This is a genomic window from Psychrobacter sp. AOP22-C1-C5, from assembly GCF_052378885.1.
GTDB lineage: Bacteria > Pseudomonadota > Gammaproteobacteria > Pseudomonadales > Moraxellaceae > Psychrobacter.
Genome location: NZ_JBQSYC010000001.1, coordinates 436,437 through 456,134 on the forward strand (window position 1 = coordinate 436,437; position 19,698 = coordinate 456,134).

The 19,698-nt window shown below is 42.6% G+C and carries 14 protein-coding genes; 4 read left to right on the plus strand and 10 right to left on the minus strand.

Annotated elements, in window-relative coordinates; genetic code table 11:
• Positions 1–138: 138 nt before the first annotated feature.
• Together murU and ACT3TH_RS01710 are read right to left on the minus strand one after the other, a co-directional pair.
• Positions 139–882, minus strand: a complete 744-nt coding sequence (murU, locus tag ACT3TH_RS01705; RefSeq protein ID WP_444754121.1) for an N-acetylmuramate alpha-1-phosphate uridylyltransferase MurU — start codon at positions 880–882, stop codon at positions 139–141.
• A gap of 64 nt (positions 883–946) precedes the next feature.
• Positions 947–2,023, minus strand: a complete 1,077-nt coding sequence (locus ACT3TH_RS01710) for an aminoglycoside phosphotransferase family protein (protein WP_444754122.1) — start codon at positions 2,021–2,023, stop codon at positions 947–949.
• A 342-nt stretch (positions 2,024–2,365) separates the two neighbouring features.
• Here ACT3TH_RS01710 and ACT3TH_RS01715 point away from each other — a divergent pair, with 342 nt between their 5' ends.
• Positions 2,366–5,410 carry an LPS-assembly protein LptD gene (locus ACT3TH_RS01715; RefSeq protein ID WP_444754123.1) on the plus strand — a complete coding sequence of 1,015 codons (3,045 nt, stop codon included), beginning with the start codon at positions 2,366–2,368 and terminating at the stop codon, positions 5,408–5,410.
• Positions 5,411–5,581: 171 nt separating this feature from the next.
• On the plus strand, positions 5,582–6,976 hold the full coding sequence (locus ACT3TH_RS01720; RefSeq protein ID WP_444754124.1) for a peptidylprolyl isomerase: 1,395 nt from the start codon (positions 5,582–5,584) through the stop codon (positions 6,974–6,976).
• A 460-nt stretch (positions 6,977–7,436) separates the two neighbouring features.
• Here ACT3TH_RS01720 and ACT3TH_RS01725 read toward each other — a convergent pair whose 3' ends face one another.
• Positions 7,437–8,567 carry an endonuclease/exonuclease/phosphatase family protein gene (locus ACT3TH_RS01725; RefSeq protein ID WP_444754125.1) on the minus strand — a complete coding sequence of 377 codons (1,131 nt, stop codon included), beginning with the start codon at positions 8,565–8,567 and terminating at the stop codon, positions 7,437–7,439.
• A gap of 418 nt (positions 8,568–8,985) precedes the next feature.
• On the opposite strand from ACT3TH_RS01725, the gene asd reads away from it, so the two are divergent.
• Positions 8,986–10,119: an aspartate-semialdehyde dehydrogenase gene (asd, locus tag ACT3TH_RS01730; RefSeq protein WP_444754126.1), complete on the plus strand. Its 1,134-nt coding sequence runs from the start codon at positions 8,986–8,988 to the stop codon at positions 10,117–10,119.
• Positions 10,120–10,276: 157 nt separating this feature from the next.
• Here the strand turns inward: asd and ACT3TH_RS01735 are convergent, their stop codons facing one another.
• A complete protein-coding gene (locus ACT3TH_RS01735; RefSeq protein WP_444754127.1) occupies positions 10,277–10,927 on the minus strand; it encodes an SOUL family heme-binding protein in 651 nt (216 codons plus the stop codon).
• A gap of 218 nt (positions 10,928–11,145) precedes the next feature.
• On the opposite strand from ACT3TH_RS01735, the gene tgt reads away from it, so the two are divergent.
• Positions 11,146–12,297 carry a tRNA guanosine(34) transglycosylase Tgt gene (gene tgt / locus ACT3TH_RS01740; protein ID WP_444754128.1) on the plus strand — a complete coding sequence of 384 codons (1,152 nt, stop codon included), beginning with the start codon at positions 11,146–11,148 and terminating at the stop codon, positions 12,295–12,297.
• Between the two features lie 133 nt (positions 12,298–12,430).
• Here tgt and ACT3TH_RS01745 read toward each other — a convergent pair whose 3' ends face one another.
• From ACT3TH_RS01745 to bamA, 6 genes are all read right to left on the minus strand, one after another.
• Complete coding sequence (locus tag ACT3TH_RS01745) at positions 12,431–12,562, minus strand: methionine/alanine import family NSS transporter small subunit (RefSeq protein WP_021815034.1); 132 nt, start codon at positions 12,560–12,562, stop codon at positions 12,431–12,433.
• 52 nt (positions 12,563–12,614) lie between these two features.
• A complete protein-coding gene (locus ACT3TH_RS01750) occupies positions 12,615–14,132 on the minus strand; it encodes a sodium-dependent transporter (protein WP_444754129.1) in 1,518 nt (505 codons plus the stop codon).
• Between the two features lie 285 nt (positions 14,133–14,417).
• Complete coding sequence (lpxA, locus tag ACT3TH_RS01755; protein ID WP_444754130.1) at positions 14,418–15,197, minus strand: acyl-ACP--UDP-N-acetylglucosamine O-acyltransferase; 780 nt, start codon at positions 15,195–15,197, stop codon at positions 14,418–14,420.
• A 184-nt stretch (positions 15,198–15,381) separates the two neighbouring features.
• The gene (gene fabZ / locus ACT3TH_RS01760; protein ID WP_444754131.1) at positions 15,382–15,891 is read right to left on the minus strand and encodes a 3-hydroxyacyl-ACP dehydratase FabZ; all 510 of its coding nucleotides are present in this window, start codon (positions 15,889–15,891) and stop codon (positions 15,382–15,384) included.
• A gap of 52 nt (positions 15,892–15,943) precedes the next feature.
• The gene (gene lpxD / locus ACT3TH_RS01765; protein ID WP_444754132.1) at positions 15,944–16,960 is read right to left on the minus strand and encodes a UDP-3-O-(3-hydroxymyristoyl)glucosamine N-acyltransferase; all 1,017 of its coding nucleotides are present in this window, start codon (positions 16,958–16,960) and stop codon (positions 15,944–15,946) included.
• Positions 16,961–17,122: 162 nt separating this feature from the next.
• Positions 17,123–19,564: an outer membrane protein assembly factor BamA gene (gene bamA, locus ACT3TH_RS01770; protein ID WP_444754133.1), complete on the minus strand. Its 2,442-nt coding sequence runs from the start codon at positions 19,562–19,564 to the stop codon at positions 17,123–17,125.
• Positions 19,565–19,698 lie beyond the last annotated feature (134 nt).

Sequence of the window (19,698 nt, forward strand, 5' to 3'; positions counted from 1 at the left end):
AAGCTCGCAATGGGCGTCTAGCCTAGTAAGCATACAAATCAATAACTATTAAAAAAAACAAAAAAAGGCAGTGTTGATGACTCAACGCTGCCTTTTTCATATACCTACTTCTATGCTTGGTATTAAATTTAACTTAATTTACATGCCTAAATGATTGTCAGCACCTTTGCTCTCAATAAACTCGTTCACTTGCTCCAAACGCTCAGGCGTACCAACATCTATCCAATTGTCCGTGATCACCTCAGCAGTGATTTGGAACTTTATCATTGCTTGTTTGAGCAGCGGTGCCAATGCTGCTGGTTGGCCTGGCACCAGTCCATCAACCAATCTAGGCGACATCACACTGATACCAGCAAAAGTATATTTGTCGGCTTCACCAATGGCTTGCTCACTGGCAAGACCATTATTAATAGCAAAATCGCCTCCATTATTGTGCTCTGGATTATCAATCAATAACAAATGCGCACGCTGGTCAGGACCTAAAATATAATCTCGCAATTGAGAAAAATCATAGGTCGTCCAAATATCAGAATTTACTAAAATGAAAGGCTCATCTCGTAGCCTGCCTGACTGTAGTGCCTGAAAAATGCCACCAGCAGTCTCAAGAGGTTCATCATCCTCAACTGACCAATGCAAACTGACTCCATACTGAGTGCCATCGCCCAATGTGTCCATCAATTTATCAGCAAGCCATGAGGCATTAATAGTGATATCAGTGATGCCAGCTGCCTGTAATGCTTTTATGTGCCATACAATCAGCGGTTGTCCGCCAACTTCTACCAAAGGCTTTGGGGTTTCAAGTGTTAACGGGCGCAGACGCGTCCCTTTTCCAGCTGCCAAAATCATTGCTTGCGTGATCTTAGACGTAGATGACGTTGACATGCATGCTCCTTTTAATCGTACTATTTAAGTTTATGACCCGATTGATTGGTTGTGTCTATCATGTCTATTGCGAGGCAAATTTATCCTGATAAGCCGGTAGTACGGTGCTTTGTAGCCATTGATTAAAGGGCTTGACCACTTGCTTTATCTCATCACTACCCTGCTCATCAAGCCAGCTTAATTCAACAAGCAAATCACGCATCACTTTAGGAACATCAGCCAAGTAGCGGTCTTTGCCATCACGTTCAGACAAGCGAATAAAAATCCCTAATACTTTTAGATGTCGCTGTACGCCCATCACATTGAAATCATGTTCAAGCTGCTCTACGGTCTCTGCCGTAGTCAATGCAGCCTGCCGTTGTAATTGCCAAAAGTCGTGAGTCCATTGTGATATTTGAGTCTCTGACCACTCAACATAAGCATCACGTACGAGTGATACCAAGTCATAAGTATAAGAACCTATGACTGCATCTTGAAAATCAATCACGCCTAAGCGCGAGTTATCCGCTTGATCTTGCATAAGGTTGCGACTGTGATAATCACGATGGACGATGACTTGTGGCTGTCGCAAAATCTCTTTGATTAGTACCGCTTTTAACGGACTCCACACTGTCTTATCAAGCGCAACACCAACATAAGGGATAAACCAGTCACTAAACAGATCCATCTCACGATCCAACAATGCCGTATCATAATCTGGCAACTGGTACTGCAATCTTGCTGTTTCAACGGAGATGGTTTGTAGCGCAACCAATGTCTCCATTGCCAACTGATAGTGTGCATCGATTTGAGCAGGTGTCGCATCAACAAGCAAGTGAGCAAACTCTACCGCCCCAAAATCTTGTAATACCAAAAAGCCTTTTTTTACATCCTGTGCGATAAGCGTGGGTACATTGATTGCTGGTGACATCAATTTGGCGACATTAATGAACTGACGCATGGCGTCCTGTTCATCGGCAGAATCCATAACGATATAGCGCGACTCTTCTTTATCACTGTCGTCTAAAAGCTGAAGACGATGATATTGACGGGCGCTCGCGTCACCTGGCAAGCTGTCAAGATTGAATGCTTTTTCTGCAAATACTTGCTCTAACCAATGTTCTAATTGTTGCAAGCGGTTATTCGTATTATTTTCGGTCATGGTAGGCTCTAAAATTATCGTATCAGCCGTAAAAGGCTTCATAGGTTAAATATCAGTCGTAAACGATTAAAGTAGTGATAAGTCGCGCAAATACTTGCTAAAATAGTGACGTCTTAAGCCGCAACAGATGTTGTCACAGTCGTATTGATATTATATTCAATAGTTAGCGCTGAGGATTCCCTCAGTGACTATTAAAAGAAATGGCTTAGCTACACTATAAATTTTGCTAATTAGTGTAGCTGATTTGGTTTTTTTTGACTATGATTAGTCGTCATTATATGTAAAATGCCCAAGTTCTTGAGATTACATCATCCATTAGGCTCTGCAATCATAGGTGTGCCCTTGTTATATTCTCCGCTTTACCAAAGCATCCGCCTGATCTTATTTGGCGCTCTAGGCTTATCCAGTCTAACCGTCAATGCTGCGCCCAGCGATGTTAACACACAGCAAACTGAGCCATTAATCACTGATAATAGTACCCGCTATGGCTCTGATGGTGGTGATTTTGATAGCAGTCGTTTAGACAATAGCGATTGGAATGACACTGATTCAAACAACAGCACTTTAAACAACAATGCTTCGAATGACAGTGCTTCGAACAACAGTGCTTTGAATGACAATACTTTAAACAACAATGCTTTGAATAACACCGACGTGGACAACCCTTCTCTAGATATCACTGATATTGGGGAAAGCAGTAATACTCAAATGAGTAGCGACACAACGGTCAATGAAGCGGTCAGTGAAACGAGCATGCCCGATCCTGTTAAAGACCAAAATAAACAAGAAGTGAGTGAAGAAAGCATTCAAGACAGCTTGATGCGTTTGGCTGAATTTTATGAGCTAACGCCAGAAACTGAAACACCAACATTGAGTAATACTACTAACTCAACAGACTCTGAAATAGACGATAGCCAAAGTGTGCTGACGCCTACCGCCCAAACCATTCCAAAAGTGGGTAGCAACTTACAGTTACTGCCCAACTCTGTTGATAGTGCGCAGCGCTGCGAAGGTCAATGGGTGTATCCAAAGAGCAACCCCAATTATCAGCGCGCTGTAAATGAGGCGGGTGCAGCAAATGGCCAGCCAGCACCTAACCTAAACGGGCTTCCTAACAACCAAGCACCTCTGTTTACAGAGTCGGACTATGGTTACTATGATAATGTCGACTACGCCGAACTCTCAGGCAATGTCATTATCAATCAAGGCACCCAGCAAATAGAAGCCGAACAAGTCTTGATCGATTTGGGCAGTGGGGTTGCGGCAGCCCAAGGCCAAGTCATGTTTACTGACCAAGCGACTGGACAACAAAGACCATCTGGCCGTATGCCCGTTAATTCTACAAATACAGCTCAAGGCAACTTTGGCGCTCAAGCATCACAGGGTGGTCTGATCGGTGTTGCAGACAGCTTGGCCTACAATACGGAAACGGGACAATCAACCGCGAAGGATGTGGCATTTGCTAGTGTGGCACTGCAAGCACATGGCTATGCCAAACGTTTGAACAAGCCCAATGACAGTCAGTATGAGTTGGATGAGGTAATGTTTAGCACCTGTCCGCCGACCAATCGCAAATGGCAGTTTGATGCCAAAAGTATCGATTTAGATACCGATACAGGTCGGGGTGAAGCCTACAACACAACCTTCCGTATCGCTGATGTACCCGTGTTTTATCTGCCTTATTTTAATTTCCCGATTGACAGTCGTCGCAGTAGCGGCTTTTTGTTGCCGAGCGCGAGTGTCGGTAGCGAAAGCGGTGTTGAGATTGATGTGCCTTACTATTTCAATTTTGCACCCAATTATGATGCTACGCTCAATACCCATGTTTATACTGATCGCAATCCCATGCTTTCAGGTGAGTTTCGCTACTTGACCGAAAACTATGGTGAAGGTATTTTCAATGGATCATACCTGCCTAATGATAGAAAATACGACGGTGAAGATCGTACCAGCTTCTTTTATGATCATTATTGGACGTCTAAAGACATTCCACGTTTGAGCGGTGACGCCAAATACAGCTATGTGTCAGATTCAGATTATCTCAATGACTTTGATACTTTGGGTTTATCAGATAGCACGATTAATTTACCACGCCGTGCTCGGGTCAATTACTACAATGATTATGTGGACGGCGAATTAAAAGTAGAGACGTTCCAGACCTTAGACGCTTTTACTGACAATGGGCAGCCATTAGAAGATAAGGATAAGCCTTACTCACGGTTACCACAGCTCACACTCAATTATCGTCTGCCTTGGGTCGAAAACTTCGACATCACTGGCGTCAGTGATTCTGCTTACTTCAAAAAGTCCATCGATGATGGTTCTGAAAATGAAAAAAGTGGCGCCCGTATTTATAACAAACTCAGTGCTGCTTATCCAATAGAGAAGTCTTGGGGTTATATTAAGCCCAAACTAAGTTTGCAGCACCTTTATACCTCATATGATGAAGACAGCTTAGCAGACAATCAGCTGAGTGACGAAGATGGCAGTCAGTCTGTGTTTGTACCGCAAGCCAGTATTGATGCTGGGTTGAACTTCTATCAGGCAGGTTCACCTTTCGGTGCGTTTGACGATACGATGGGCGGCTATCGCTTACTTAGCCCGCGACTAAAATACACTTATGCGCCCTATAAGAACCAAAACGAGCTTCCTAACTTTAACACGCGTATTGCTTCTATCAACTATGAACAGCTGTTTTCAGACAGTTGGTTCTTGGGCCATGATCGTCTGCAAGATTTGCATTCACTCACCCCTGGTATCAATTATCGTTACATCGATGCAACGGGTGTGACACGTTTTGATGGTAGCATAGCAGAGCAATTTTATATCGATAATGGGCGCGTCACGCTCGATAATGAGCAACCTGTCTTTACCTCTTCTTCCTCGGGCATGGTGTGGGACACAAGCACACAGCCTTATAATAATTTCTGGGTTGATGTCAGTGGTGCGCTTACCAAAGATTATGATTTAAATTATATTACAACCGAGCTGCGTTATCAGCCATCGAACAATAGCTTGTTTAATGTTGGATTTGTCAAACGTCAACGTGATGAAAACACCAACCAGCTACCGCTCTCTGCTTTTACCGCGTCTGCCGTTTTTCCTATCAATAACAGCTGGCGAATATTGGCTCAAGGTCAATACGACTATAATCGTGATAAAATGCTAGATTCGTTGGTGGGTGTTGATTATGAAGATTGCTGTTTTGGTTTTGCAGTTTATGGTCGTCGTTACTATAATGACTTAAATGTCAAAGACAAACCGACTCAAGCGATTATGGCAGAAATTAGATTGAATGGTCTCGGTAGTGGCAGTAGCCGCTTGACACGCTTACTCTCTGATAAGGTTTTGGGTTTTGAACCTGTCCAAAATGCTTGGAAAGATTGATAAGTTAGCCTTTTTCAATATTAAAATTATTTATATATAAACTGATACAGTATTTTTACCATTCCGTTTGCAACCCTATTATGGATGACCCTTTCTGATATTTGCTTGTCAAAGCTATGAGATAGGGTTATCCAACTACCATCCAATGTGATGACATTGATGAGGAGCATCATGAGAGTTTTTTCTTTACGTCAGACCAGCCGTGTTGTACTGCTGTCTATGAGTACCAGTCTTGCACTGACATTAAGTGCCCAAGCTGCTACTGTTAAGCCAGTTGTAGCACAAGCTGCCCCTACTGCTGGGCAGAGTGGCGTCGATCGTTTGACACCAGCCAATAGCACAGATGGTATTATTGCTTTAGTCAATGAAAACGCAATTCTAAAAAGTGATTTGGTCGATGCAATCGTACAAACTCAAGCACGTGCACAAGCAGCTGGTGAGCCAATTGCAAACTCAGCACAGTTACAGTCTGAGGTATTAAACGCACTCATTTTGCGTGAGCTACAGCTGTCTATGGTCAAGCGTGTTGGTCTAAACCCTGATGAAGCCGCCATCAATCAGCGCCTTAGTCAAATCGCTCAATCAGAAGGTCTCACTAGCCTATCAGCGTTGCAACAACGTTTGGACGCCGCGCAACCTGGTAGTTATGCGGCCCTACGTAATCAACTGATTGAAGAAGCTTCTATTCAAGCCTTACAACAACGCCAGATCAGCAGCCGTGTACGTATTAGTGAACAGGATATTGATGCGTTTTTGGCATCGCCTGAGGCCAAGCGTTTGAACCAGAGTGAATATCAAACGATTCATGTACGAGTTCCTTACATGGATGACTACAGCCGTTTATCAGAAGCTCAACGTGCAGAAGCGTTGAAGGTAGCAGAAGCGCTGCGTAACCGCCTGCTTGCACCAAACGTTGATGTTGCAGAAGCCGTTGCTGCCAGCCAAGGCAGTTATCCTATCCCATTACAGGGTGGCGATATGGGTTTTCATCAAGCAGCATCCCTACCTACAGAGCTATCGAACGAAATTACCAAGCTTGAGGTTGGTGCTGTGAGTGCACCACTAGTCACGCCCGAAGGAATTGACATCGTCAAGCTGGCTGACAAAAAAGACAGTGACAAAATGCTAATACCGCAATGGCATACCCGTCACATATTGGTAAAAGTTGATGAACTACAAACAGATGCACTCGCCGAACAAAAGATTAACGACTTGTATGGTCAACTGCGTAATGGTGCTGACTTCGCTGCTTTAGCCTCAACGTATTCAGACGATCCAGGCTCGGCAGGTCGCGGTGGTGATCTTGATTGGGTAAGTGAAGAAGATATGGTTGCTCCATTCGAAACTGCGATGAAGAACACGGCTGTTGGTGATTACTCTGCTCCTTTTAAAACTCAGTTCGGCTGGCATATTTTAAAAGTCGATGGCAAGCGCGAGCAAGACGTGAGTAATCAATATCGTCGTAACATGGCGCGTCAGGCCCTTTATCAACGCCTAGCACCCCAAGCCAAAGAAGATTGGCTACAAGAGCTACGTGCAGGTGCTTATATTCAAATACTTGGGTAGTCTGTACATGTGCGCTCTCTAAAATAAGAGTAGTGATACTTTCTCAAAAAAGGATATCTGTCGATGCAGGTATCCTTTTTTATTGGTGCGCCAAGTCCACCTAACACCAATTACTCATAGGTTAAAAAACCACACAAAGAAAAGCCCCGAACCTAGGGCGATTGGTTCAGGGCTATAACGCTTCATATAATTATTATTGTCTACTCCATATTGACTTATCCTAAGTCACAAACAGTAATGTAAAAGATCAGCGGGCTGACCTGAACTTTTAAGGTACTGTCTCAACAATGCATCCTTGCATATCCTTTTGTTGATGAATTTATTGTAGGACAATCGCTGTGACTCAACCAGACGCTAAAGACCTTATTTAACGTAAGCATATGCTTACATCTTCAAGGCAAAATTCACGGCTTTATGATTCATAACACTGATGCCTTATTATACGGGCGCTCTATTCCTGCTAAGCGGGGCTTCGCTGTTCTTCTGCACGTTCTTCAGACACTTTTTTTCCTTCTTTTTTTCCTTCTTCTATCTTATGGTCTGTCTCTTTGATATCTTCTGCTTCTGCTGTAGGTGCGTTTTGCTCTTGATGAATTGTCTCTTCTGGCTCATATTGTAGCGTGGTCATGACAGGAAAGTGATCGGAACCGACTGATGGCAAACGCTCAATATCCACCACTGTAAAGCAAGCACTATGAAAAAGATGATCCAATGCCCAACGCAAAAATGGATAATTAGCATGAAAGGTATTGATAAAGTGCCGGCCAATACGCGGGTCTAACAGTCCTGAAATACGTTGAAAGCGTCTGGTCGTTTTTGACCAAGCTACATCGTTGAGATCCCCTGCCAATATCGCCGTTTGCTTGTTCTCTTTTATATGTTTACCAACCATCAATAGCTCGGCATCACGAGTAGTCGACTTATCCGCTTCCGTCGGACTTGGCGGCATGGGATGCAAGCAGTACAACCAAATCACGCGACCACTTTGAAGACGTAACTGCGTGTGAATAGAGGGTATGTCGTCAATCATTAAGTATTTGATTTCAGGATCAATCAATTCAAGCTTAGAATATAAATGCATACCATACAAATTATCCAGCGGTATTTTTACAGTATAAGGATAATCAGGTTCAATTTGGTGCAGGGCTTTTTCCCATTTCTCATCACTTTCTAGGGTAATTAAGATGTCAGGCTGCCGTTTCTGCACCAAATCAACCAATTTCTGTGTGTCGTCATTAGGCGTCAGAACGTTTGAGACCATGATTTTGAGGTGATACGCCTGTCCTTCTGGTTTGTCTTTAGCTTTTTGGACCTCTTTTTTCCAAAGCTTGGTATAAGGCAATACCATTCTTAGCTGAAACGCTAAAGTGACACTTAAAGTGACAAACAATAGCCACTGCCCAAGCGTCCATTCTTGCCAAAACATGGCCATCCCAATCCAAGCGATAATACCAAGCACCATTATCTGAATACGTGGAAAATCAACGCCACGAATCCACCAATTATCAAGTGGTATCCAGCCCCAAATCGTTATAAATGCGATGAACCCTGCTAACCACTGTACGCCGTAATATAATAGTGAGAGATCCATAGTGTGTGTTAACCGTCTATTAAAGTAATAATCGAGCCTATGATAACATTCATCGCAAGCTCGATAACCAAGGCTTTCATATTTTCAATTAAACCGATATCAAGAGTTACTTTAGCATTTCGTAAGATTGTCGCCTAATGATTGCACATTAATTACGCGATAACTGTCGTAAAACGTTACAATATTATTTGACTATAATAGCCAATCGTTACCAAAGCCAAATCCTTTTGATAAGCGATGGAGCAGCTCAGAACAGCAAGTATTACTATCATGTTAATAACTTAAAGTTATAGCAAGCACAGTTAATAGTGCATGAAAAACGGTGAAAAATCGCCAAAACGTCTTGCTTTTTATGAGCATTCACGGCATTGTTATCGGCTAGCAGTGCAATAAATAACGACAAATAGGATGAGTTTTCATGAGTAATTTAACAGTAGGCTTGGTAGGCTGGCGCGGCATGGTCGGGTCGGTATTGATACAGCGTATGATCGAAGAAAAAGACTTCGACGGTATCAAGCCCGTGTTTTTTTCGACCAGCAATGCAGGTGGTGATGCGCCACATTTTGATGGTATACAGACCGGCCAATTAAAAGACGCTCATGATATCGACACACTAGCCACTTGTGATGTGATTATTACTTGTCAAGGCGGCGATTATACTTCGAAAGTCCATCAACCATTACGTGATGGCGGCTGGAGTGGATACTGGATTGATGCAGCAAGTACATTGCGAATGGAAAATGACAGCATTATCATTCTTGACCCTGTCAATCGTACGGTAATTGATAGCGCCTTAGCTGATGGCAAAAAAGATTTTATCGGTGGTAACTGTACAGTTTCATTGATGCTGATGGCGATCGGCGAGCTGTTTAATAAAGGCTGGGTGGAATGGGTCAGCGCCATGACTTACCAAGCAGCAAGTGGCTCTGGTGCAAACAATATGCGTGAGCTGATCAGCGGTATGGGTGTACTTCATGACGCTGTTAAAGAAGAGCTTGACGACCCTGCAAGCGCTATCTTAGATATCGATAAAAAAATTGCTCAAATTCAGCGTTCAGACAGCTTCCCTAAACAATACTTCGGTGTGCCATTGGCTGGTAGCTTGATTCCTTATATCGATGCCCAGCTTGAGAACAAACAATCACGTGAAGAGTGGAAAGGCGGCGTTGAGACTAATAAGATTCTTGGCAACTCTGAGGCCAACACGATTCCTATCGACGGCATGTGTGTACGTATTGGTGCAATGCGCTGTCACGCTCAAGGTCTGACTATCAAACTAAAAAAAGACATTCCATTAGAAGAAATCGAAGCTGCCCTCAAAAACAGCGGTAACGAATGGCTGGATGTGGTTGAAGACGATAAAGAAGCTACCATTAATCGTCTAACGCCAGTCGCAGTGACAGGTACTTTGACCGTTGCATTAGGCCGTTTACGTAAGCTTAATATGGGTCCTGAATATTTAGGCGCATTTACCGTTGGTGACCAGTTACTATGGGGTGCGGCTGAACCGTTGCGCCGTATGCTTAATATCATCCGTGAGCAAAATAGCTAACCAAAAATACCTGAAGATTCAATATAAAAAAGACAGCCATGGCTGTCTTTTTTTATGGGGACAAAACAGACGAAACATAGCAAAGTAAATAAGCATAAATACCATAGGTATACGTTTATTTGGTTTGATGGGTTCAGCTTGTTTTTTAAAAACGGTATTACTTTGATTGATAAGCGATTATCACTTCATTACGACGCAAAAAAGGTAGCGTCCATGGAGGATTATAACGTGCCAGTTCTGGCTCGCCAGTAGGCGGCAATTTTTGCTTTTGCATCCAAGACTGCAACTCTTCCGTTTTTTTGGCTACTTTTTGATTGCCTGCTAATCCCGAAAATTTGATAACACCATAGGTCTGCACTGGTATTTCTTTAATCATGATGTTTGGATTATTTGGTTTAGGCAATGTTGCCATCGTATATTGACTAGGCATCGTAAACTGTACGCACCATTTACCATCAGCTTGTTGCATACTCACTGGTGCGGTCATCGCAATTTTCTGCGATTTGCCATCTTCTTTTTTAGTCTCGGTCTGCATTGTTACGGGAGCCGTCATACTGATTTTACTGCTCTCACCATTTGACGCTGTATTATTACCAAAAATATAATCTGCTAAAATCTTGAACCCTTCGCGACTGGCGGTATTTTGATCGCCCGTCACCCAAGTTTGCGCAACAAGTTGCTCATCATAATGACGCAACTCGAAGTCATCTACTTGTGACAAAACAGTATATTTTGGTTCTTCGACAGCCATAGCAGCTCCTGATGTAAATAACAAACCACCTAATAATAAATAGCATGTTTTGGTCATAGGACTTCTCCAACGTCCAAAAACAGGGTTCAAGGACTTCTTACTACTTATCTTCTTTCTCATTTTATCAATCGCTTAGTAAGACTGTCTGTGTTTTTTGGTTATAACCTGACTGCATCAAATAGTGGCATTAATAACGCTTGAACATACGTGTCCAAAAAAATAGCTAACAATGTTATAATTGGCGCTATTTTCATAGCTTAAATAGCGGTTATCATATGCAATTTGTCTTACACAAAACGGCCAGCGGCGAAACACGTGCACGCCGCGGTACTGTTCATCTCAATCATGGCGACGTACAAACGCCTGCTTTTATGCCTGTTGGTACTTACGGTACAGTCAAAGGTATGCTGCCACGTGATATTGAAGCCATCGGTGCTGACATCATTTTAGGCAATACCTTTCATTTATGGCTACGTCCCGGTACAGAAGTGATCGATAAATTCGGTGGCCTACATAAATTTATGCATTGGGATAAACCGATTCTAACCGACTCAGGCGGCTTCCAAGTATTTAGTCTTGGTGCAATGCGCAAAATTACTGAAGAAGGCGTCGACTTTAAATCTCCCATCGACGGTGCCAAAGTTTTTCTGTCTCCAGAAAAATCTATGCAAATTCAATATAGTTTGAATTCAGACATCGTAATGCAGTTCGATGAGTGTACACCTTATCCTGCGACTCATGATGAAGCCAAAAAATCTTTGGAGTTGTCATTACGCTGGGGACAGCGCTGCGTCGATGAGCATAACAGACTGGGTAGTACCAATGCCCTATTCGGCATTATTCAGGGCAGTATGTATGCCGATCTGCGCCAGCAGTCACTCGAAGGTTTGCTCAATATTGGCTTCGACGGTTATGCTATCGGTGGTTTATCCGTCGGTGAACCAAAAGATGAGATGATGGATGTCTTAGATTATATCCCAGATGATATGCCAGCCGATAAACCGCGCTACTTGATGGGTGTGGGCAAGCCCGAAGATATCGTTGAGGCAGTACGCCGAGGCGTCGATATGTTTGATTGTGTGATGCCCACCCGTAATGCGCGTAATGGCCATTATTTCGTTACAGGTGACACAGAAAATGTAGGCGTGGTACGTATTCGTAATAGCCAATATCGTAATGATGAAGGCCCATTAGATCCTGAATGCGACTGCTATACGTGCCAAAACTTTAGCCGCGCCTATCTCTACCATCTGAATAAATGCAAAGAGATGCTTGGCGCTCAGTTGGCAACTATCCACAACTTGCGTTACTACCAGCGTTTGATGCAAGGTATTAGAGACGCGATTGAACAAGATAAATTTGATGAATTTGTAAACGAGTTTTATAGCAAGCGAGGACAAACAACGCCTGAGCTAAACTTACGTTAGACCGTGTTAATTACCTTTTTTATTCAGACTATTTAAACCTAAAAATACCAGTCAATTTACATTGACTGGTATTTTTTATGATCGTTAAAACCTTCACTACTATAAAGTTTTTAAGAGACTAATGCTTCGAAACTTAAAAGTTATCATCCGGTACTTGATCCATTGGAATATCAGGATTGTTTCGCAGATGTATAATGGCAGAAATCAAGCCGCCCCATATAAGTACCATTGAGATAATCATAAAAATAATCGCTGAAGTGCTCATAATAAATTCCTATTTAAATGTTAATCTATCTGCTAACTATCTAATTTTTTGGCTAGCGCGCATTGTCAATTGCACGGGCTTTATCATCTTCATCATCATGGATACCTTTCATACGACTTAGTATGAAAGCTCCTAAGCCAAAGAATACGACGACACCCCAACCAAACAGTAATAGAATAGTGGAAGAGTAACCTTCATAAGGTGTTTTAACTAAATCGATAAACTTAAGACCCAAAGCGATAGTAAGCACGGTTGGAGTAATAACGGTCAACATAAATATCCAAGCGCCGCCTACCTTAACACTAGAAATACGATTGCTATGCGCTAGTAGGCTTGGAATTTTATGACGATTAAACCAAGTGACCAAAACAATTGACATCAAACCACCAGCAACGATACCGATGTTATTAGCAAAGTGATCAATGACATCTACTAGTACCAATGAGCTACCAGTTGAGAAAGCAGCAATAGATATAACCGCGCATACGCCGCATATTATGCCAACTGCTTTTTTGCGCGACCAATCGAATTTACTTTGAAAAGCAGAGATAGGTACTTCTAAAATACTAATCAGAGAGCTGATACCAGCAACGACTAAAGAGCCAAAGAATAAGAAACCAACGAAATCACCACTGGCTCCCATAGTAGAGATAATTTTAGGAAAAACAAAGAACGCCAATCCAACACCGCCACTAGCAACTTCTGCGACATCTTGACCTGTCGACATTGCCATAAAACCAATAGCAGCAAAGATACCAATACCAGCAATAAGCTCAAAAGAAGAGTTAGCAAAACCTACCACTAAGCCTGCGCCCGTCAGATTGGTATTCTTTTGGAGGTATGAGGCATAAGTTACCATGATACCAAAACCTACTGAAAGTGAGAAAAACACATGGCCATAAGCTGCTAGCCAAACGTTAGGATCACTCATTTTAGTCCAATTTGGCTCAAAGAAGGCATTCAAACCAATGACCGCACCTGGTAGGGTAACGGCTTTAAATACCATGATGCCAAATAATACTAGCAATAATGGCAAACAAATTTTGTTAGCAAGTTCAACACCCTTACGGATACCGCCAAACATAATCAATATAGAAAGAGCCCAAACAATCACCAAACCTATAAACATCTGAGGTACAAACACTGAGGTTAAGTCCCCAGTATGTTTTACAAAATCACTGACGAAAAAGGTTGTAGTGTCTTCGCCCCACTTTTGGCCAAACGAGAAAAACATGTAACTACCGGCCCATACAATGACAGCTGCGTAGTAGATAGCAATCACAAAAGAGACGAGCGTCTGCCACCAGCCCACAAATTGACCAGAAGGTGCCAGTTTCTTATAAGCACGAGGTGCTGCAGAGCGATACTTATGCCCGATGATATAATCTAGAAATAGTAGCGGAATACCTGCCGTCAATAATGCAATAAGGTATGGCACCATAAATGCCCCACCACCATTGTCGTAAGCCACATATGGAAAGCGCCATATATTGCCTAGTCCTACAGCTGAACCGATAGCGGCTATAATGAACCCAGTTCTACCGGACCAATTTTCCCTTTGTTCTGCCATACGACACTCCTAAAGTTCAATTGCAATTCCTTTAAGTTATCAAACTCATTAAAAGATAGATACTTAAAGAGACTACATCAGTTATTGGTTAAAATAAGTTACTAGAATCTAACTGTATATTATTAGGAAGTTTCTGCTAAGCGACCAAAAAAGTCAAGTAATTATAAACATAAAAAGCCATAACGATTGGTTATGGCTTTTTATGATTTCAACGACACTTGATAATATTTCAGCTAGATAAAGCATTCATTATATTTATGATTTGAGTGAAATTTGCCTGTCTATTTAGCGGACAACGCCACGGCGACTTTTTTCTAGTGAATCGATAAGTAGTTGAATTTTTGGCTCTTTCGGTAATAGTTCATTATTCAGAACATCAAGCGCTTGCACAGTCGTCAAACCAGATCTAAAAATCATGCGATAAGCCTGACGCAAAACATCGATCGTGTCTTTGGACCAATCCTTGCGACGCATTCCTTCAACATTGAGACCATGCGCTTTCGCTGGATTGCCCGATACCATTGTAAAAGCCGCCACATCCTTTAATATTAAACTTGCGCCACCAATCAGACTGTAGTCATCAACGGTACAAAACTGATGAATACCTGAATTACCGCCAATGATGATATGGTTGCCGATAGTAACATGCCCTGCCACGCCGACATTATTGGCCAATACATTATGATCGCCAATTATACAGTCATGAGCCACATGAGTATTTACCATCAGTAAATTATGGTTGCCAATCTTAGTCAACTCACTGTCTTGTGCCGTACCGCGATGCAGACTGCAAGCTTCACGAATGGTATTATAATCGCCAATTTCGAGCCATGTGCGCTCACCCGCGTACTTCAAATCCTGCGGATCTTCACCAATACTCGCAAACTGATAAAACTGATTGTGTTGACCGATACGAGTCAATTTGGTCACGATCACATGCCGATGCAAAACCGTGTGTGCGCCAATGGTTACCTCATCGCCAACGATACAATATGGACCAATAGTAGCAGTCTCATCAATCTGAGCGGACGGTGAGATGAGTGCTGTTGGATGGATCTGACTCATAATGTAGGCCTTTGTATCATTTTATGCGAATAAATAGTAAAACAAATATAGCCAGTTTGGCTTTATTAAAAAACAAACATGGCGCTGCTGTGAAACATAACGATTAACGACAATCTCTATTGCCCATTTTAGGATAAATTTTCAGACCTTTGGCTGATTATGGGCACATAGCAGTAAGTATGTACTACTGTTCTTGACGCGCAATCATTATTTGAGCACTAGCAGCAAGCTCATCTTCTACATGAACGGTACAATCAAACTTATAGATGCCGTGCTTTTGCATGACTGACTTGGAACGAATGGTTAATTGATCACCTGGAATAACGCGGCGCTTAAATCGAACCTTATCAACGCCTGCAAACAGATACAAATAACCATCTTCAGACGTCAATCCAGCGCTAATAAAGCCAAGCACACCTGAGACCTGAGCCATCGACTCTACCATCAATACGCCTGGCATGATCGGCTCATCAGGGAAGTGCCCGTTGAAAAACTCTTCATTGATTGTCACATTCTTTATACCAGTAATACTCTCACCAGGTGTACAAGCTGTAATCTTGTCTACCAACAAGAAAGGATAGCGATGCGGCAAATAATGTTTGAGGGTATGATAAGTTAATGGCAGCGTGAGACCTTGCTCAGCCAAGCTTTTTACATCTTTATTAGTTGCACTTTCTATATCGTTGCTGCTCATAATGGCATATCCTTACAGTGTTTTTTATCTTTTTGACTTATGTGTATTTGTGCTAATCACGGCCAAGCTTACGAAAACGTACCGCTGCGCGTCGCCATTCAGTTGTCGGCATTGCCACTGTTCCAGAGGAGTATGAACCCGCTTTCTTAATGGATTTTGTGACCATCGTCATACCAGACAAGATGACATCGTCTGCGATCTCGATATGACCTGTAATTCCGACATCGCCGCCAATGATACAGCGCTTACCTATGCTAGTACTTCCAGCGATACCTGTTTTTGCAGCGATAGCAGTACCATCGCCAATGCTTACATTGTGACCAACTTGCACCAAGTTATCAATCACCACATGATTGCCAATGACTGTATTGTCAATAGCACCGCGGTCGATACAAGTCTGGCTACCAATACGTACATGGTCGCCAATTACGACACGCCCCAGCTGAGCAATGCGCTCCCAGCCTGTGACACTAGGGTCTTTGGTTGGTGCAAAACCGAAGCCTTCTGCGCCGATACTCACACCAGCATGTAATCTCACATGATGACCAATGACGCTGTCATGGCCAATCACCACTTGCGACTTGATAACACAGTCTTGTCCGATCTCAGTATTTGCTTCAACCACCACATGAGCATCAAGTGAGCTACGCGTACCAATATGTACATTATCACCTATCACACAAAAAGGGCCAATATTGACCCCATCACCAATAACAGCACTATCAGCAATCACCGCACTAGGATGAATACCATGAAACAAGGACGTAGGAACAAACAGCTGACTGGCACTAGCATAAGCCAGATAAGGGTTTGTGACTACCAACGCTACAGCCGTATTTGGCACTTGATCATGATACTCTGCAGTGATCAATATTGCCCCTGCTCGACTGCCTGCTAAACTAGAAATATAATGAGGATCAGCTAAGAAACTTAACTGCTTATGATCAGCTGTGGTCAAACTGCCGACGCTATTGAATTCTTGACGTAACTGTTCAGCATTAAGTTCGGCCTTATTAATAATAGGCTGACGCTGCTCAATCCGAGTGATAAGTTGCTCAATCGTTATCATAGTTATTATTAATATTCTTATGAATAGGACAATCGCCAAGCTGAAAAATCATCTTGGCGATCTACTAATATTTAACTGACGTTTTGTCTATTCAACTAGCATTACTACACTAATCGAATAGGCTTGAACGATGATACTAAGTTCCAAACCTTAAGTTCTAAATTAGAAAGTGTTACCAATCTGGAACTGGACTTTTTCAGTCTCATCGCCTTCTTTATCACCGATAGGCACCGCATAACTGAGTGAAATCGGACCAATTGGTGTGTACCAAGTTACACCTGCACCAGCACTGAAACGCATACTACTGTCTTGAGTAAGTAGTTTTATGTCACTACCATCTTGATTTTTAGCAGGCTCACCTGTATTAGGATTAATAAAGGTACGATCTTCTTTGTCAGTGGTGTCAAATACTTGACCGCCTTCAGCAAACAACACAGGACGCACTTGATCTGCCCAATCACCTTTGAATGGCATCGGTAAAATCAGCTCACTACCAAAGCTCACGAGCGCATTACCACCAATCTCTTCGTCTTTATATCTTTGTCCAGGAGTAATCGCGTCAAAATAGGTTTGCGATTTTGGTCCAAGTGTTGAGGCTTCATAACCACGCACTGAACCATAGCCACCGGCATAGAAGTTTTCATAGAATGGCAAATCATTACCATAGCCTAGCTTGGTATAACCACGGGCAACCCAGTCTTTGTAGAATGGATAATACACATTACCACGATAAACAAGCTTCTGGTAACTGGCATCCCCAAGACCGATGGTCGCATCGACCGTATGACTCATACCTTTGTTTGGGAACACAGGGCGATCTAAGGTACTGTAATCCCAACCTAGTAATAAGTTATAACTTTGATAGCTGTTCTTAAAACCTGTGCGTCCGGTAGGTTCGCCATTGGCATCCTGAAAATCTTCAAACGTACCGCCATCATCGAGTAACTGTTGTACGTTTGATACGCCAAGGAAACGACCACCACGTATTGACGTGTTATCAACGTTTAGACCTGCACTTACGCGCTTGGTTTCGTCAACAGGATAACTATAGTTCAGCGTCGCACCATAAGAGTCGGTAACGTAGTTACTAACGTTTCTATCGTCGTACTTGGTTTCGCGGTAATAAGCACTAAGACCTTGTGATACACCATTTTCAGTAAAGTAGGGATCGGTATAACCCAAGCTATAAGAGTCACGTGTCTCTGAACGTGATAGCGCCGCGTTCACACGATTACCCGTACCCATAAAGTTGTTTTGAGTCAAATCTAACTGGAACGTGACACCGCCACTTTGTGAGTAACCTGCTGCGATCGTTGAGCTACCAGAAGGCTGCTCTTCAACGGTATAGCTGACATCCACTTGATCTGGCTGATTAGGTACTGGTTTTACATCGACGTTAACGGCTTTAAAGAAACCCGTACGCATCAAACGTGTACGTGATAACTGAATTTTATCGCTAGAGGCTAGTGCGCCTTCTAATTGACGCATTTCACGGCGCAGTACTTCATCTTGTGTTTTGATGTTACCCGTAAAGTTGATACGGCGAACATAAATAGGACGCGCAGGATCAATGAAATAATCGACATCGACCATCTTGGTATCATCGTTGATACGCGGTACAGGTCTAACTTGCGCCAGATAGTAACCTTCATTACCATAACGACTCTTTAGCGCGGCGGTAGTCGCATCCAATTTGGCTTGTGAGTACTTCTCATTAGGGGCAAAGGTGACCAGCTCTTTTAGCTCATTCGTATCAAAAGTCGGTTTGCCTAAGAAATTTACTTCACCAAACTGATATTGCTCACCTTCACTAAGACTCACTTCAACAAAGACATTCTTTTTGTCTTCACTGATATTGAGCACAGCATTGTCTACTGCAAAACGTACATAACCATCGTTTTGGTACAATGCCTTTAGGTTCTCTAAACTGGCTGCCAATTTTTCTTTGGCATAACGATCAGATTTAGACAACAGACGCGTCCAAGAAGACTCTTTTACAGCAAAGACGTCTTTAATATCCTCATCGCTGAAGTGTTTGTTACCAATGATATTGATATCAACTACTTTGGCAGGCTTGCCTTCAATAAAACGCACGTCAAGTCTAACGCGATTACCTTCTAATAACGTTTGCTCAACTTCAATGTCGCTGTTGTAGTAGCCTTGACTGATATATTGTTGCTGTAGCTCATTGGCTACACCTTGTAGGGTAGATTGTTTAAGCACCTTACCAGCAGCAAGCCCAGCATTATCTAGACCTTGCTGAAGCCCTTCTTTAGGAATGAGCTTATTGCCCTCAAAATTTACCTCAGCAATCGTTGGACGCTCAACAACGTCAAATCGTAGCTGACCACCTTCGACACGGCTTTGGATATCGGCAAAGTTTTCGGTCGCATATAGCGCCTTAATACTGGCTGCCAGATTACTGTCATTAACCGTATCCCCTACCGAAATAGGTAGAACCGGATAGAGGCTATCGGGGGTTAGGCGTTGCAGACCATTAAAACCGATGTCAGTTACTACAAATTCTGCAGCCTGTACAGGCATACTCATCATCGCTACAACTAACGGCAACCCTGCCGCGCTCATAAATAAAGGCGTACGCATAAACACTATCCGTCAATAAAAAACTTGCTTAAGTTAAGTTAAAAAGCACATGTTGTCTAGCCCATTTCGCATTAAATTTCAAATCATGCGTGGGAGACTTAGAACACTTTATATAAAATGCATCACAAAATAAA